The 15,092-nt window shown below is 71.1% G+C and carries 11 protein-coding genes; 10 read left to right on the top strand and 1 reads right to left on the bottom strand.

Annotation, left to right across the window (positions count from 1 at the left end; genetic code table 11):
- Window position 1: 1 nt before the first annotated feature.
- From ACXAHD_RS03955 to ACXAHD_RS03990, 8 genes are all read left to right on the top strand, one after another.
- Window positions 2-4,807, top strand: coding sequence for a beta-ketoacyl synthase N-terminal-like domain-containing protein (locus ACXAHD_RS03955; protein ID WP_475048664.1), 4,806 nt, complete (start codon window positions 2-4; stop codon window positions 4,805-4,807).
- A 68-nt stretch (window positions 4,808-4,875) separates the two neighbouring features.
- Window positions 4,876-5,190 (top strand): acyl carrier protein, encoded by a 315-nt coding sequence (locus ACXAHD_RS03960; RefSeq protein ID WP_281555312.1) that lies wholly within the window; start codon window positions 4,876-4,878, stop codon window positions 5,188-5,190.
- Between the two features lie 2 nt (window positions 5,191-5,192).
- Window positions 5,193-6,077, top strand: coding sequence for an alpha/beta fold hydrolase (locus ACXAHD_RS03965; protein WP_475048697.1), 885 nt, complete (start codon window positions 5,193-5,195; stop codon window positions 6,075-6,077).
- A 27-nt stretch (window positions 6,078-6,104) separates the two neighbouring features.
- Entirely contained in the window at window positions 6,105-7,067 is a 963-nt protein-coding gene (locus tag ACXAHD_RS03970) for a sulfotransferase domain-containing protein (protein ID WP_281555311.1), read from the top strand.
- Window positions 7,068-7,117: 50 nt separating this feature from the next.
- Window positions 7,118-8,986, top strand: coding sequence for a hypothetical protein (locus ACXAHD_RS03975; protein ID WP_475048668.1), 1,869 nt, complete (start codon window positions 7,118-7,120; stop codon window positions 8,984-8,986).
- 16 nt (window positions 8,987-9,002) lie between these two features.
- Window positions 9,003-10,010, top strand: a complete 1,008-nt coding sequence (locus ACXAHD_RS03980; RefSeq protein ID WP_475048671.1) for a CE1 family esterase — start codon at window positions 9,003-9,005, stop codon at window positions 10,008-10,010.
- A gap of 12 nt (window positions 10,011-10,022) precedes the next feature.
- Window positions 10,023-11,273: an ABC transporter ATP-binding protein gene (locus ACXAHD_RS03985; RefSeq protein WP_289213047.1), complete on the top strand. Its 1,251-nt coding sequence runs from the start codon at window positions 10,023-10,025 to the stop codon at window positions 11,271-11,273.
- Window positions 11,270-12,106, top strand: coding sequence for an ABC transporter permease (locus ACXAHD_RS03990; RefSeq protein WP_281555307.1), 837 nt, complete (start codon window positions 11,270-11,272; stop codon window positions 12,104-12,106). Before ACXAHD_RS03985 ends, ACXAHD_RS03990 begins: the two co-directional genes overlap by 4 nt.
- 43 nt (window positions 12,107-12,149) lie before the next feature.
- Here the strand turns inward: ACXAHD_RS03990 and ACXAHD_RS03995 are convergent, their stop codons facing one another.
- A complete protein-coding gene (locus tag ACXAHD_RS03995; RefSeq protein ID WP_281567331.1) occupies window positions 12,150-12,296 on the bottom strand; it encodes a hypothetical protein in 147 nt (48 codons plus the stop codon).
- 86 nt (window positions 12,297-12,382) lie between these two features.
- Here ACXAHD_RS03995 and ctaD point away from each other — a divergent pair, with 86 nt between their 5' ends.
- Together ctaD and ACXAHD_RS04005 are read left to right on the top strand one after the other, a co-directional pair.
- Window positions 12,383-14,380, top strand: a complete 1,998-nt coding sequence (gene ctaD / locus ACXAHD_RS04000; protein ID WP_348650069.1) for an aa3-type cytochrome oxidase subunit I — start codon at window positions 12,383-12,385, stop codon at window positions 14,378-14,380.
- A 125-nt stretch (window positions 14,381-14,505) separates the two neighbouring features.
- Window positions 14,506-15,012, top strand: coding sequence for a hypothetical protein (locus ACXAHD_RS04005; RefSeq protein WP_281555305.1), 507 nt, complete (start codon window positions 14,506-14,508; stop codon window positions 15,010-15,012).
- Window positions 15,013-15,092: the final 80 nt, after the last annotated feature.

Raw genomic sequence — 15,092 nt, forward strand, 5'->3', positions numbered from 1 at the left:
GATGTCGGACCTGACTGACCCGCACCAGACGATCGCCATCGTCGGCATGGCGGCGTTGATGCCCGGAGCTCCCGACCTGGACGCCTACTGGCGCAACCTGGTCGACGGCGTCGACGCCATCACCGACGTGCCGGCGCACCGCTGGGACGAGGAGTTCTACGACCCCGACGAGGCGCACCGCCCCGATCGGATGTACTGCCGGCGTGGTGGGTTCGTCGACGACCACGCGAGCTTCGAGCCGCTGCGTTTCGGCATCATGCCGACCTCGATCGGTGACATCGAACCCGACCAGTTGATCACGCTGCAGGTGGCGGCCGCCGCCATCGACGACGCCGGTGGCCAGGACCGGCTGCCGGACCGGGACCGGATCGGCGTCCTGCTCGGCCGGGGCGGAATCCTGAGTCCGGCCCAGGCCCGCTACGCCCAGCGGGTCCGGATGTCCAGCCAGGTCATCGGCATCCTCAAGGAGCTCATCCCGGAGTTGCCGCCGGAGAGCCTCGACCGGGTCCGGCGCAAGTTCGATGAACGGCTCGGGCCGCAGCAGCCCGAGGGCACGATCGGATTGGTGCCCAACCTCGCCGCTTCCCGGGTGGCGAACCGGTTGAACCTGCGGGGTCCGTCGTACACCATCGACGCCGCGTGTGCCTCGTCGCTGATCGCGGTCGACCAGGGCATGACCGAACTGCGGGCCGGCCGGTTGGACGCGGTGCTCGCCGGCGGTGTGCACCACGTACACGACATCAGCTTCTGGTCGGTGTTCAGCCAGCTCCGGGCGCTGTCCCGGCAGGGTGAGATCCGTCCGTTCGACTCGTCGGCGGACGGTCTGCTGATCGGCGAGGGCACCGGGATCGTGGTGTTGAAGCGCCTGGCCGACGCGCTGGACGCCGGTGACCGGGTGTACGCGGTGATCAGCGGCAGCGGCGTGTCCAGCGACGGCCGCTCGGCGAGCATGTTCAACCCGGCGAGCAGCGGACAGTCGCTGGCCATCCGGCGGGCCTGGCAGTCCGCCGGGCTGGATCCGACGGCGCCGGACGCGCTCGGCCTGCTGGAGGCGCACGGCACCGGCACGCCGACCGGGGACGCCGCCGAACTGGTCACTGTCGCCGAGGTGTTCGGCGGTTACCAGGGCGGCCCACGGCCGGTGATCGGCTCGGTCAAGTCGATGATCGGGCACACCATGCCGGCGGCCGGGATCGCCGGCCTGATCAAGGCGACCCTCGCCGTGCACCGGGGCGTTCTGCCACCCACCCTGCACTGCGGGCAGCCCCGCGAGGAAATGGCCGCGACCCGGTTCGCGCCGATCGCCGCCGCCCAGCCGTGGGAGAGCGACGGACCACGCCGGGCCGGGGTCAACGCGTTCGGCTTCGGTGGGATCAACGCCCACGTGATCATCGAACAGCCGCCCTCCGCTCCGTCCGCCTGGGCTGCCGTGCCGAACGGCGCGGCCGGGCAGTCGGCCCGCTTGGCCAGCGTCGAGGTCGAGGAACCGGACCAGGTGCTGTGGCTGGCTGCCGACGACCCGGCCGGTCTCGCCGCGCTGCTGGACCGCGACGATTCGCTGGTACGGCGCGAGGGCACCGCGTTCGCCGACGGCCCGCATGCGCACGCCGCGCCGCCGTGCCGGATCGGGGTGGTGGATCCGACCGACAAGCGGCTGGCCACTGCCCGCCGCGCGGTGAGTCGGGGGGAGCCCTGGCGGGGTGCCCGGGACATCTGGTTCACCACGGCCCCGCTGCTGACCGCCGGCGGGAAGCTGGCGTTCGTGTTCCCCGGGCTGGAGGCCGAGTTCACGCCCCGTACCAGGGACTTGGCCGCGCACTTCGGGCTGGTGGACCGGGAGTGGTCCGCCGCCGATCTGGGCCGGCACGGTGCCGGTCTGATCGAAGTGGGCAAGTTCCTCGACGAGGTGCTCGGCCGGATCGGCATCCGGCCGGACGCGGTCGCCGGGCACAGCATCGGTGAGTGGTCCGCTGCGGCGGTGAGCGGGCAGGTCAGCACCACTGACATGGACGGTTTCCTCAAGTTGTTCGACGCCGACTCGGTGGCGGTGTCCGGCTATGTCTTCGCCGCCGTCGGTGCCGGTGCCGACCAGGTGACGCCGGCGCTCGGCGGCTATCCGGGAGTGGTCCTGTCCCACGACAACGCGCCCGCGCAGTCGGTGGTCAACGGCCCGGAGGAGCAGGTCGACCGCCTGGTCGACGAGCTACGTCGGCGCAACGTGCTGTGCCAGAAGCTGCCGTTCCGGTCGGCCTTCCACACTCCGGCGTTCGCCGACGGACTGAGGTCGATCGGGGTCGCCCTGCAGTCCTGGCGGGTGCATCCGACCACGGTGCCGGTCTGGTCGGCGACCCTGGCGGCGCCGTTCCCCACCGACGAGCAGCAGGTCAACCAGATCTTCGTCCGGCACATGATGGAGCCGGTCTGGTTCCGGCAGTTGACCGCCGCGATGTACGACGCCGGGTTCCGGGTCTTCCTACAGGTCGGCGCGGGACAGTTGGCGTCGTTGGTCAGCGACAACCTGCGCGGGCGGGATCATCTCGCCATGCCGGTCAACGTGGGTCACCGTACCGGTCTCGACCAGTTGCGCCGGGTGGCCACCGCGCTGTGGGTGGAGGGCGCGGCACCGGACCTGCGGGCGCTGCGATCACCCGCTGCGGCCGCGCCGGCACCGGCCGCCCCGGCGGCACCACCGCGCCGGGGGCCGAAGATCCAACTGGACCTGGGTGGCCCGTTGGTGCGCCTCGGGCCGGGTGCCGACACCCTGCTCGGCCTGGCCGACCTGTCGTCACACCGGCCGTCCGGTACGCCGGTCGCCGAGGCCCAACCGTCGGCTGCCGCGGCGGCGCAGGACACATTTGCACCGCCGGCTGAGCCCCGACCGCCTGCTGCACCCCGGCCACCGGCTGGGCCCCGGCCGCCGGCTCACGCCGAATCGTCGGCAGAATCCGAGCAGTCGGCCGCCGCCCAGCAGTCGGCCGTCACCGAGCCGCCGGCCAATTCGCTCACCGCGTTGCACCGGCTCGCCGGCCGCTCCAAGGCGGCCGCCGAGCTCGCCGCGCTGCTGCGGGACACTGCGGACGGCGCGGTGACCGTGCTGGATGCCGCCACTCGACCCGCCAGCCCGGCTCCGGTGTCTCCGGCAGCGCCGGCCCGGCCGGTCGCCGCACCGCCAGCTGACGCCCGGCCGGTCACCGTACCGGCCGCAGCCGGGCCGACCACGTCGGCGCCGGCGCCGACGGCCGTCCCGCCGCCCCGCACCGAGATCGCCCGGACCACGTTGCGGGTCTCCGTGCAGACCATGCCGTACCTGCTCGACCACTGCTTCTTCGTGCAGCCGGACGACTGGCCGAACCCGGAGGACCGGTGGCCGGTGGTGCCGGCGACGACCGTCGTACAGCACATGATGGACGCCGTCGCGCAGGCCGTCCCCGGTCTGCGGGTGGTCGGCGTGCGCGACGCCCGGTTCAACCGGTGGACCATCGCGGCACCGGCGCAGGACGTCGAGATCGTCGTCCGGTCTGCCGGCCCGGACTCGTACGCGGTGAACTTCGGCAGCTTCGCCCGGGCGACGGTCGACGTCGCCGCCGACTATCCGGCCCCGGTGAGCGCACCGTGGACCCACGACCCGGCCACCGAGACCGCTCCCCGGATCAGCGCCGAGGAGATGTACGCGGAGCGGCTGATGTTCCACGGCCCCCAGTTCCACGGGGTGACCACGGTGCACGCCCTCGGCGAGATGCACGTACGCGGCGTGGTCACCGCGCCCGTCCCGCCGGGCGCCCTGCTGGACAATGCCCTGCAGCTGATCGGGAACTGGCTCATCACCACCCAGCCGATGCGCACCGTGGCGCTGCCGGTGGGTCTCGGCCACGTCCGGTTCTTCGGCCCGCCGCCCGCGCCCGGCACGGCGTTCGAGTGCGTCGCCCGGGTTCGGTCGATCGACGACGCTCAACTGGTCGCGGACACCCAGCTGTCCGTCGACGGCCGGGTCTGGGCGCAGATCGACGGCGCGGTCGACCGCCGGTTCGACAGCCATCCGCAGGCACGGCCGGCTGAACGGTTCCCGGAACGTCACCCGATGTCGGTGCGTCAGCCGGAAGGGTGGACCGCGGTGTTCGACTGCTGGACCGACCTGGTCACCCAGTCGATGGCCGCCCGGGGCATCCTCGGCACCGCCGCGTCAGTCGACTACGAGCGGCAGCCGGGGAAGATCCGCAAGCAGTGGCTGCTCGGTCGGATCGCGGCGAAGGACGCGGTGCGGTTCCGGCAGTGGGACGCCGGGCACACCGACGTGTACCCGATCGAGTTGACCATCGCCAACGACCCGAACGGTCGGCCACGTGCCGATCTGCGTCCCGACCGGGATCTGCGGGAATGCGACCTGTCCCTGGCACACTGCGCCGAAGCCGCCGTGGCGATCGCCGGCCCGGCCCGGTCGACGCCGGACGGCCCCGGCGTCGGTATCGACATCGTCGAGGTGACCGACCGGCCGGACAGCACGGTCGACTACGCCCTGTCCGGTGCGGAGGCCGCGTTGCTCGACCAGGTCAGCGCCGGCGGTGACCGGCGGTTCTGGTTCGCCTGTTTCTGGGCGGCCAAGGAGGCTGCCGGTAAGGCAGAGGGGACCGGGCTGGATGGAGCGCCCCGCCGGCTACGGGTGGTCGCCGTCGACGCCGGCACCCTGCTGGTCGAGGTCCCCTCCGGCAGGTCCTACCGGGTCACCTGCCGGAGCCTGGAGAACCCGCCCGACCTGCCGCAGCGGCGCTACGTCGTGGGGTGGACCTGGGGCCCGGAACCCGCCCGGTAAGCGGCGAACCCGGCCCCGATTGACCTGCCGAGAAAGCCGATCGACGTCCTGACAAGGAGACCCGCATCATGCCAGCCGACCACGACACCATCCTGACGGAGATCTCGCAGATGCTGCGCGCGGTGCTGCCCGGCATCGATCCGGACGAGGAGATCACGATGGACACCAGCTTCCGTGACGACCTGGAGATGGAGAGCATCGACGTCATCTCGCTCGCCGGGCGGCTGCAGGCCCGGTACGGCGACTCGGTCAACTTCGCCCAGTTCGTCGCGGGGCTCGACGTGGACTCGCTGCGCGCGTTGCGGGTCGGCGAGCTGGTCGAGCACATCTCCGCCGCGCTGGACGGCCCGCCGGCCAGCGTGGCGCAGGTGGCCGGCCAGTGACGATGATCCAGGTCAACGGCCTGGTGACGCATGTCCAGGAACTCCCACCGGTGGCTGCCGACGCCGCTGCCGGGGGAGTGGCCGCAGCAGCGGCGGCCGGTCCGGGTGGCGGTCCGGCGGCCGGTCCGGCAGCCGAAGCTACGGCCGGCCGGCCGGTCGCGGTCCTGGTTCACGGTATCGGGCCGGACAGCCTGGCCAGCTGGTATCTCAGCCTGGCGCATCCACTGGCCGACGCCGGCTTCCGGGTGATCATGTACGACCTGCGGGGCCATGGACGGACCGAGCGGCCGCCGACCGGCTACCGGATGGACGACCTGGTCGAGGACCTGGCCGCGCTGCTGGACCGGCTCGGTGTCGACACACCGGTGCATCTGCTGGGCAACTCGCTGGGCGGATCCATCGCCTTCGGGTACGCGGCCCGGCATCCGGACCGGGTCGCCTCGCTGATCGCGGTGGAGTCGGCCCCGGCCACCGCCCAGTGGCTCGCCCGGGTGGGCCGGCAACTGGTCCGGGCCGCGCAGCCCGACGGCGACGGTGATTCGCTGTTGGCCACCCGTGGGGGTGAGCGGGGCGCCCGCTACACGGCGGCGGTCCGCCGGCTCGTCGCCACCACCACCGCCGGCCGGGACCTGCCGGCCAGCACACCCGCCGACCCGGCCGCGGTACGGGCGATCACCTGCCCGGTGCTCGGCGTCTTCGGTGGCGACTCGTCCGCCGCCGATCTGGCGCCGGCACTGGTCGAACTGCTGCCGCAGACCGAGCTGGTGGTGGTCCCCGGGCACCGGCACGCGGTGCTGGTCACCGCCCGCGACCAGGTCCGGCGCCAGGTGTTGCCCTGGCTTGCCCGGCAAATCGCCGACACCGGTCAGCCCGCCCTGCACGGCTGACGTCGTCGTTTTCACCAGGAGGTTTCGATGCAGTTCGAGGCGCCCGGACGGGCGATCATCATCAGCAGCGGGCGGTGTGGTTCCACCCTGCTGTCCGACCTGATCGTCGAGGAGCCGGCGACCCTGTCCGTCCAGGAGTTCTTCATGGCCACCCCGTCGTGGGCGAAGGCCGGCGAGCCGATCACCGGGGCGGCGTACTGGCAGGTGCTGAGCAGCCCGAAGCCGGAGCTTGCCACGCTGTTCGCCATCGGCCTGCCGCCGAAGGAGGTGCGCTATCCGGCGGACGGCAGGTGGGCCGGCAACCTGACCGAGCTGCCGCAGTTGCTGGCGATCACCCTGCCGAAGCTCACCGACGATCCGGACGGCCTGTTCGACCAGCTCGCCGGCCAGGTGCCGGATTTCCCGGAGCAGCCGTTCGTCGACCACCACCGGATGTTCCTGGACCTGCTCACCCGGTTGACCGGCAAGCAACGCTGGGTGGAGCGGTCCGGCGGGTCCAGCCAGATCGCCCCGCATCTGCTGCGGTCGTTCCCGGACACCCGGATCGTCTATCTGACCCGCAACTGGGCGGACACCGCGCGGTCGATGAGCCGGCACTCGTCGTTCCAGCTGATCCAGCTGCGGCTGGAGTTCGTCTCCCGGTGCGGCGTGGACCCGTTTCGGATGGGTCCGGACCAGCAGGTGCCGGCGGAGCTCGAGCACCTGCTGCCCGGCCGGATCACCGCCGACCTGCTTCGCGAGCGGGGCGAGGACAGCACCCGCTACCTCGGGCTCTGTGCGTTCATGGCGGCGCAGGCCGAGCAGGCGCTCGCCGACAATCCGCCGGCGCACCTGCTCACCATGACCTACGAGGACCTGGTCGCCGACCCGGAGCCGCAGCTGGCCCGGCTCGGTGAGTTCCTGGAGTTCGACGACCCGTCCGGCTGGGCCCGACAGGTCGCCGGCCGGGTGGGCAAGGGTGGCGCGGTACGGCAGACCGCCACCGTGTGACCCGGAGACATCCCGCACCAGCCAATCACAGTAGAGGGAGAGAGTGTTTGATGCGTAGGTTGCGCCCATCCGCGAGCCGGTCGGTCGCCGCCGCCGTGCTCGCCGGGCTGCTTCTGGCCGCCGGTCCGGCCGCCGCCGCACCGGTGGCCGGTACCGAGTCGGCAGCCACCACCGACGGCAGGCACGGTGGACACCACGGCGGGACCCGCTACCAGAGCACCCTGTTGGCCAAGGCACCGGCCGACGAGTGTTTCGTCGACATCGGTGTCGACTACCCGGCCGGCCCGCCGTGTGAGGCCGGCCAGCCCAAGGTCAACCAGTCGTACGTCTGGGGGCTCACCCGCTACAAGCACCGGCTGTGGTTCGGCACTGGGGCCAACATCAACTGTATGACCAGCGGCAACAACTTGCGCAACACGGAGCCGACACGCAACGACGACTGGGTTTGCGAGTACGGTCAGAGCGAGATTGCCCGCCGTAACCCGCAGTTGCCACCGACCCTCGGCGACCACCGCACCCCCCGGCTCTACATGTATGACACGAAGAGCCGACAGATGACCGAACGCACCGATGCGGTCCGCGCCGCCTCAGCGGACGACGCGAACCGGTTGACCACGACCGCCGGCATCCGGGCGGCCGGAAACCACCGCGGCGTGGTGCTGCTCGGCGGTCCCGCGCTCGGTGCCACGCTCAACCTGTTTGCGTTCGACGCCGACACGGGCGCGTTCCTCGGCTCGCGCAACTTCACCGAGTACGGCAACATCCGGCATTTCCTTGTCGCCGACGGCGAGCTCTACACCGGCGTCGGGGTGGGGCCCAACGGCGGTGAACGCGGCCTCGTGCTGCGCTGGACGGGCAGCAAGTCGGACCCGTTCAGTTTCACCGAGGTGGCGAACCTGCCGGCACAGGCAGTGGACCTGACCGTCCACCAGGGCCGGATCTTTGTCACCACCTGGGTCGGTGTCGAGGCCGACGTTGCCGCGATGCCCGGTCCGGCGTCACCCACTGCGGACATCGCCGACATGCCGACGGCTGACGATCCGAGCCCGCCGAATGTCGCCGGGGTCTGGATGAGCCCGAAACTGTCTGACAACGGGCCGGGCTTGGACGGCCGCGACGCCGACGGGTGGACCCGGGTGTGGAGCGTGCTGGAGTACGAGCCGGATCCGATCGTCGCCCGTACCTACGGGCTGGGTGGGCTCGCGTCCTACGGTGGCTACCTCTACTGGGGGACCATGCACGTGCCCTTCAAAGCGACGACGGTGCACCTGGCGGCGTACCCGCCGACCGACGAGCAGGGGGTACGGGACTCGGTGCGCAACACCCAGCGTGCCATCGGCATCTTCCGGGGCAGCTTCGGCCACCGTCATCACCACGGCCAGGGCCAGGGCGGTGGCGGCCACGGCGACCGGGTCGACCTGCTCTACGGCGCCAGTGAGCTACCGGCCTACGACCCGGTGGCCGGCGTCTGGGCCAGCACGTCGACCGGGTACACCCCGCTCTACGGGGCGTCCGGGTTCGACAACCCGACGCTCAACTACACCTGGAGGATGGTCGTCGCCGGTGGTCGGCTCTACGTCGGCACGATGGACTGGAGCTACCTGGCGAAGGAGCTGCAGCAGGAGGAGCCGGTGCCGCCGGCCGACGTCGCCCGTGGTGGTGACGACGATGAGGAGGAGGAGCTGGCCTTCGGCGCCGATCTCTGGGTCTTCGAGTCGCCACACCGGCCGGCCAAGATGGTGGACAACGCCGGGCTCGGGAACTACCTCAATTACGGCGTCCGTAGCATGGTGGTGGCCGGGTCCACGGTATACCTCGGTATGGCCAACCCGATGAATCTGCGGACAGATCCGACAGATGACGTCCCCGAGGGCGGCTGGGAGTTACTCAAGTTGACTCCGAAACACCACCACCACTAAGAGAAGCAGGTGAGCGATGTCGCGGTTCCGGCGCCGGTCGGCGGTTCTGGTCGTCACGGGGGTCCTCGGGACACTCGTCGCAGGCTGCACGTCGGCGCCGGACCCGGCACCGCCGACATCGGGCACCACCCCGCCGGCCACGGACGGCGGGGTGGTCGCTCCGGTCGAGACCCCGCCGGTCGGCTCGTCGGCCGGGTCGATCACCGTCGATGGGCAGGAACGGACCTACCGGGTGTACCGCCCGGCCGACGTCGCCGAGAAGACGCCGGTGCCGGTCGTCGTCATGCTGCACGGCCTGCTCGGCAGCGGCCGGCAGGCCGAATCCTGGTACGGCTGGAACGCCGTCGCCGACCAGCACGGCTTCGTCGTGATCTACCCGGACTCCCGTAACCGGGCGTGGGCGGTGACCGAGGAGTGCTGTGGTGCCTCGGCCCGCGACGGTGTCGACGACGTGGGTTTCGTCCTCACCCTGGTGGAGTCGCTGGGTCAGCGGCTCGCCTTCGACCCCGACCGTCACTACCTCGCCGGCCTGTCCAACGGCGGCATGCTGGCGTACCGGATCGCCTGCGACAGTTCGACGTTCGCTGCGGTGACCGGGGTGGCGACGACCATGCTCGGCGACTGCCCGGCCCCGGAGCCGATCTCCGTGCTGCACATCCACGGCACCGGCGACGAGACGATCCCGTACACCGGCGGGCCGGGGCGCCGCGACGGTGCCGGCAACGGCCGGGTGCCGGACAAGGTCGACGGCCCCGCCGTGCCGGACCTGGTCGGCCGGTGGCGCCAGGTCGACGAGTGCGGTGCCGCGCGGACCGCCACTGAGGGGAGTGTCACCACCTCGGTGGCGGACTGTCCGGCCGGCCGGGGCGTCACCCTGATCACCATCGACGGCGCTGGGCACCAGTGGCCCGGCTCCGAGATGACCGCGGCGGGCCGGCTGCTCGGCCTGGACCAGCCCTCCACCGCACTGGACGCCACCGCGACCAGCTGGCAGTTCTTCGCCTCGCATCCCAGACCCGCCTGAGCAGGAGAGCAGATGTCCAGTACCGGCACCCACCCGTTGGTCGACGATCCGGCCGCCAATGCGGCATCAGCCGCCCCGGGACCGGCCGTCCAGCCCGGCTCCGGCCCGGCGGTCGAGGTCGTCGATCTGGTCAAGCGGTATCCGGGCCAGGACCGCAACGCCATCGACTCGCTGTCGTTCGCGGTCCGACCCGGCGAGGTCTTCGGCCTGCTCGGGCCCAACGGTGCCGGCAAGTCGACCACGGTGGGCGTGCTCACCACGACGATCCGGGCCAGCTCGGGCACGGCGCGGGTGGACGGCGTCGACGTCGTCCGGCACCCGGTGGCGGCCCGGACCCGGTTTGCCGTGGTACCGCAGTACAACAACCTGGACCGGGCGTTGACTCCCCGGCAGAACCTGCTCAGCCACGCCGCGTACCACGGGGTGCCCCGGGCCGAGCGGCGCCGCCGGGCCGACCGGCTGCTGACCGAGTTCGGGCTGGACAAGCAGGCCGACTCGCGGGTCGACTTCTTCTCCGGCGGGATGGCCCAGCGCCTGATGATCGCCCGGGCGCTGATGCACGACCCCCGGGTGGTCTTCCTCGACGAGCCGACCAATGGGCTGGAGCCGCAGGCCCGGCTGCTGATCCGGACCCGGATCCGGCAGCTGCGCGAGCGTGGGGTGACCGTCGTGCTGACCAGCCACGAGATGACCGAGGTGGCGGAGCTGGCCGACCGGGTGGCGATCGTCGACCACGGCCGGTTGCTCACCCTGGACACCCCGGCCAACCTGGTACGCGGCGTCGCCGGTCGGGCGGTGCTGGACCTTGCCCTGCGCCCCGGGCCGGGTGACGGTGCGACTGATCTGGTCGCCGCGCTCACCGCGCTCGACGGGGTCCGTACCGGGGAGGTCACCACCGGCGGCGCGGCTGTCCCCGCCCCGGCGGGTCGCGGCGGTCCGGGGCTCGCCGGGCTGGCCGCCGATCCGCGGATCGCGGCCCGGATCGCCGCGGCCAAGGCCGATCCGCGCAAGGCCGCGAAGCTCGCCGCGGCCCGCAACGATCCACGGTTCGCCGCGTTGTTCGCCGCCGCACCGGCCGCTGCGGCCGGCGGATCGGCGGGCGAGATCCGGCTGCGGCTGCACCTCGACGCCGACCCCGCCGCCGTGCTCGGTCCGGCGTTGACGGTGTTGACCGGCCGCGCGGCCCAGCTGACCGACGTGCACATCGGCAAGCCCGGCCTGGAGGACATCTTCCTGAGCCTGACCGGTAAGGAGATCCGTTGAGCCTGGCCGAGGTCACCCCCGTACCGTCGTCGGAGACCACCGTGCCGGCCGCGCCGCCGCGACCACCGGTGGCGCGGGCCTTCGGCGCGATCCTGTGGCGGGACCTGTTCGTCGCCGGCAAGGACATCTGGTTCGTCCTCGCGCAGGTGCTGATGACCCCGCTGTTCATGCTGTTCATCTTCACCCAGGTGCTGACCATGCAGGGCATCGTCGGCGCCGGGTTCGCCGACATCCTGCTGCCCGGTACGGTCGCCCTCGCCACCTTCACCACCGCGCTGCAGAGCGTGGCGGTGCCACTGGTCAAGGAGTTCGGCTTCACCCGGGAGATCGAGGACCGGCTGCTGTCGCCGCTACCGACGGCGCTGGTGGCGGTTGGCAAACTGATGGTCGCCACGCTTCGTGGTCTGTTTGCAGCGGCGGTTGTCTATCCGCTCGGCGCGCTGGTCGTCGGGTCCGCACCGGGCGGCTGGTCGGCGTTGCCACTGTCCCTGGTGGTGGTGCTGCTGGCCGGCTGGGTCGGCGCGGCCCTGGGCATGACCCTGGCGACGGTGCTGCCGTTGCAGCGCATCCAGGCCACCTTCTCGCTGTTCGTCACCCCGATCATCTGGACCGGGTGTGTGCACTATCCGTGGCAGCGGCTGGCCGAGATGCCATGGTTCCAGGTGGCGACTGCGGCGAACCCGATGACGTACGCGGCGGAGGCGCTCCGCGCGGCGATGGCACCGCACGTGACCCACCTGCCGGCGGGTCTGTGCCTGCTGGTCCTGTCAGGGGTCGCGGCAGCGGCCACCGCCGCCGCGTTGCGTGCCTTCGCCCGACGCGCCGTGCGGTGACGTCACGCCACGCGTCGGCGGCCTCCCGCCTGGCGGTCTGCGGTCAGCCGATCCGGTAGACCCGCCGGGCGGCCCGCTCCAGCGGCACGTGGGCCACCACCGCCCGGAGCATCGGCCATCCGGCGGCGAGCTGTTCGACCCAGTCGACCTCGGCGTCCGTGTCGGCCCGGCCGGCCTCGAGGTCGGCCAAGCTTTGACCCGACTGATCCGGATTTACCGCCTCAACCGATGATTTATCAAGTTACCGTCGGTTGACGTGCTGGGCGGGAGGCGGCCATGACGGAGCAGACCACGGCGGTGGGTACGGCACAGACGGCCCCGCCGCGGCCGGTGGAGCTGGGAGCCGGCGGTGCCAACCCTGGCCCGGTCCGCTCCGCGGTACCGGGCAACTCGCTGACCCGGCTGCTGCGGACCACCGACGCCAAGCAGATTGGACTGTTGTACCTCGGCACGTCCTTCGGCTACTTCGTGGCGGGCGGCGTCATGGCCCTGCTGATGCGGGCCGAGTTGGCCCGGCCCGGAATGCAGATTCTCTCGCCCGAGCAGTACAACCAACTGTTCACCATGCACGGCACGATCATGATGCTGCTGTTCGCCACCCCGCTGGTGTTCGGGTTCGCCAACTATCTGGTGCCGTTGCAGATCGGTGCCCCGGACGTGTCGTTTCCCCGGCTCAACGCGCTGGCGTACTGGCTCTATCTGCTAGGTGGGCTGCTGGTCATGGGGGGATTCCTGACGCCCGGCGGCGCTCCCGACTTCGGCTGGTTCGCCTACACCCCGTTGAGCCGGATGGAGCACACCCCGGGCGTCGGCGCCAACATGTGGATCGTCGGCCTGGTCGTCTCCGGCCTGGGCACCATCCTCGGCTCGGTCAACCTGATCGCCACCATCATCACCCTGCGTGCGCCGGGCATGACCATGTTCCGGATGCCGATCTTCACCTGGAACATCCTGATCACCGCGCTGCTGGTGGTCCTGGTCTTCCCGCTGCTGGCGGCGGCGCTGCTGGCGCTGCTGGCGGACCGGCTGCTCGGCGCGCACGTGTACGCGCCGCAGACCGGCGGCCCGATGCTCTGGCAGCATCTGTTCTGGTTCTTCGGCCATCCCGAGGTCTACATCGTCGCGCTGCCGTTCTTCGGCATCATCAGCGAGGTCATCCCGGTCTTCGCCCGCAAGCCGATCTTCGGCTACAAGGGCCTGGTGGCCGCGACGATTGCGATCGCCGCGCTGTCGATGAGTGTCTGGGCCCACCACATGTTCGGCACCGGGCAGGTGCTGCTGCCGTTCTTCGCCATGCTCAGCTTCCTGATCGCGGTGCCCACTGGAATCAAGTTCTTCAACTGGATCGGCACCATGTGGAAGGGGCAGTTGACCTTCGAGACGCCGATGCTGTTCGCGGTCGGCTTCCTGGTGACCTTCTTGCTCGGCGGGCTGACCGGCGTGCTGCTGGCCAGCCCACCGGTCGACTTCCACGTCACCGACAGCTACTTCGTCGTGGCCCACTTTCACTACGTGCTGTTCGGTACAATCGTCTTCGCGGCGTTCGCCGGCATCTATTTCTGGTTCCCGAAGATGACCGGCCGACTGCTCGACGAAGCGCTCGGCAAGGCGCACTTCTGGACGATGTTCATCGGCTTCCACGCCACCTTCCTGGTCCAGCACTGGCTCGGCAACGAGGGTTTTCCCCGCCGGTACGCCGACTATCTGCCGACCGACGGCTTCACCGTCCTGAACACCATCGCCACCATCGGATCGTTCATCCTGGGGGCGTCCACGCTGTTCTTCATCTGGAACGTGTGGAAGTCGTACCGGTTCGGCGAGCAGGTGAGCGTGCACGACCCGTGGGGGTTCGGCAACTCGCTCGAGTGGGCGACTACCTGCCCGCCGCCGCTGCGCAACTTCGACCGGTTGCCCCGGATCAGGTCCGAACGTCCGGCCTTCGAGGCCAAGTACGGTCTGTTCGTCGCGGATCTCGGTCGCGACCTGCCGCAGCGGGACACCGAGCCGCCGCAGCACTTCGTCGACGAACTGCACCGTGATCCGGCCGCCCACCGGATCGTCCCGCGCGGTCCGGCGCAGGGTCCCACCGACGTCGCCACCTTCGTACCGGACCCGGTGTCCGGTGCCCGGGCCGTCCAGGTGCCCCGGCCGGAACAGGTCCGTCGGCCCAGTTTCGAGCACACCACCGAACCGGAGAACACCCTCGGCGCCCAACGTGGTCCGCAGGAACGACGGTGGCGGCTTCCGTCCGCGGACGAGGACGAAGACTCCTGACCGACTCTGCGGTACGCGCGCCGCCCGGCGGTCGCCGGGTGGCTGCTGCCGTACCGGTTCCTGGTGGGTTAGCCTCCGATCCCTGGTCGCCATGACTGCCGTGGAACCGCCGAGGAGGCGTAGACATGTTCGAGGAAGTCGCGGGAATCCCCGCCCATCCACTGCTGCTGCATGCGGCGGTGGTCTTCGTCCCGCTGCTGGCGCTGCTGGCGGTCGGGTACGCCCTGGTCCCGTTCATCCGGGCGCACACCCGGTGGGTGCTGGCCGTGCTGGCCGTTGTCACGCCGATCGCCGCGCTGGTCACCAAGCTGTCCGGCGACGCGTTCCTCAACCGGATGGACACGGCCGGTCGGATCACCGAGAGCTTCCGGCCGGTGATCGAGGAGCACGAACAGTTGGGGAACCTGACGCTGCTCGCCTCGATCGTGCTGGCGCTCGCCACCCTGGCCCTGGTGTACCTGGTCGGTCCCCGGGCAGCCGCCGCGCACGGCGCGGCCGCCGCCGGGGCGCGTGGCAACGGGCTGCTGGTTCTGGTGGTGAAGGGTTTGGTCGTCGTCGCGGCCGGGGTAAGCCTCTACTTCGTGGTGCGGGCCGGCGATTCGGGAGCAAAAGCCGTCTGGACCGGCTACTGATCGTCACCAAGTGCTGGTTGGCTGCGTCGGCCGTCACGGTGTCCGGGTGCCGACTTGAAATTCCGGCCCGGCCAGTGAAC

It is taken from the genome of Micromonospora sp. ABR4_055 (assembly GCF_056160425.1).

Coding starts and splice junctions, on each gene's coding strand:
- ACXAHD_RS03955 (WP_475048664.1), top strand. CDS start 2: ATGTCGGACCTGACTGACCCGCACCAGACGATCGCCATCGTCGGCATG.
- ACXAHD_RS03960 (WP_281555312.1), top strand. CDS start 4,876: ATGCCAGCCGACCACGACACCATCCTGACGGAGATCTCGCAGATGCTG.
- ACXAHD_RS03965 (WP_475048697.1), top strand. CDS start 5,193: ATGATCCAGGTCAACGGCCTGGTGACGCATGTCCAGGAACTCCCACCG.
- ACXAHD_RS03970 (WP_281555311.1), top strand. CDS start 6,105: ATGCAGTTCGAGGCGCCCGGACGGGCGATCATCATCAGCAGCGGGCGG.
- ACXAHD_RS03975 (WP_475048668.1), top strand. CDS start 7,118: ATGCGTAGGTTGCGCCCATCCGCGAGCCGGTCGGTCGCCGCCGCCGTG.
- ACXAHD_RS03980 (WP_475048671.1), top strand. CDS start 9,003: ATGTCGCGGTTCCGGCGCCGGTCGGCGGTTCTGGTCGTCACGGGGGTC.
- ACXAHD_RS03985 (WP_289213047.1), top strand. CDS start 10,023: ATGTCCAGTACCGGCACCCACCCGTTGGTCGACGATCCGGCCGCCAAT.
- ctaD (WP_348650069.1), top strand. CDS start 12,383: ATGACGGAGCAGACCACGGCGGTGGGTACGGCACAGACGGCCCCGCCG.
- ACXAHD_RS04005 (WP_281555305.1), top strand. CDS start 14,506: ATGTTCGAGGAAGTCGCGGGAATCCCCGCCCATCCACTGCTGCTGCAT.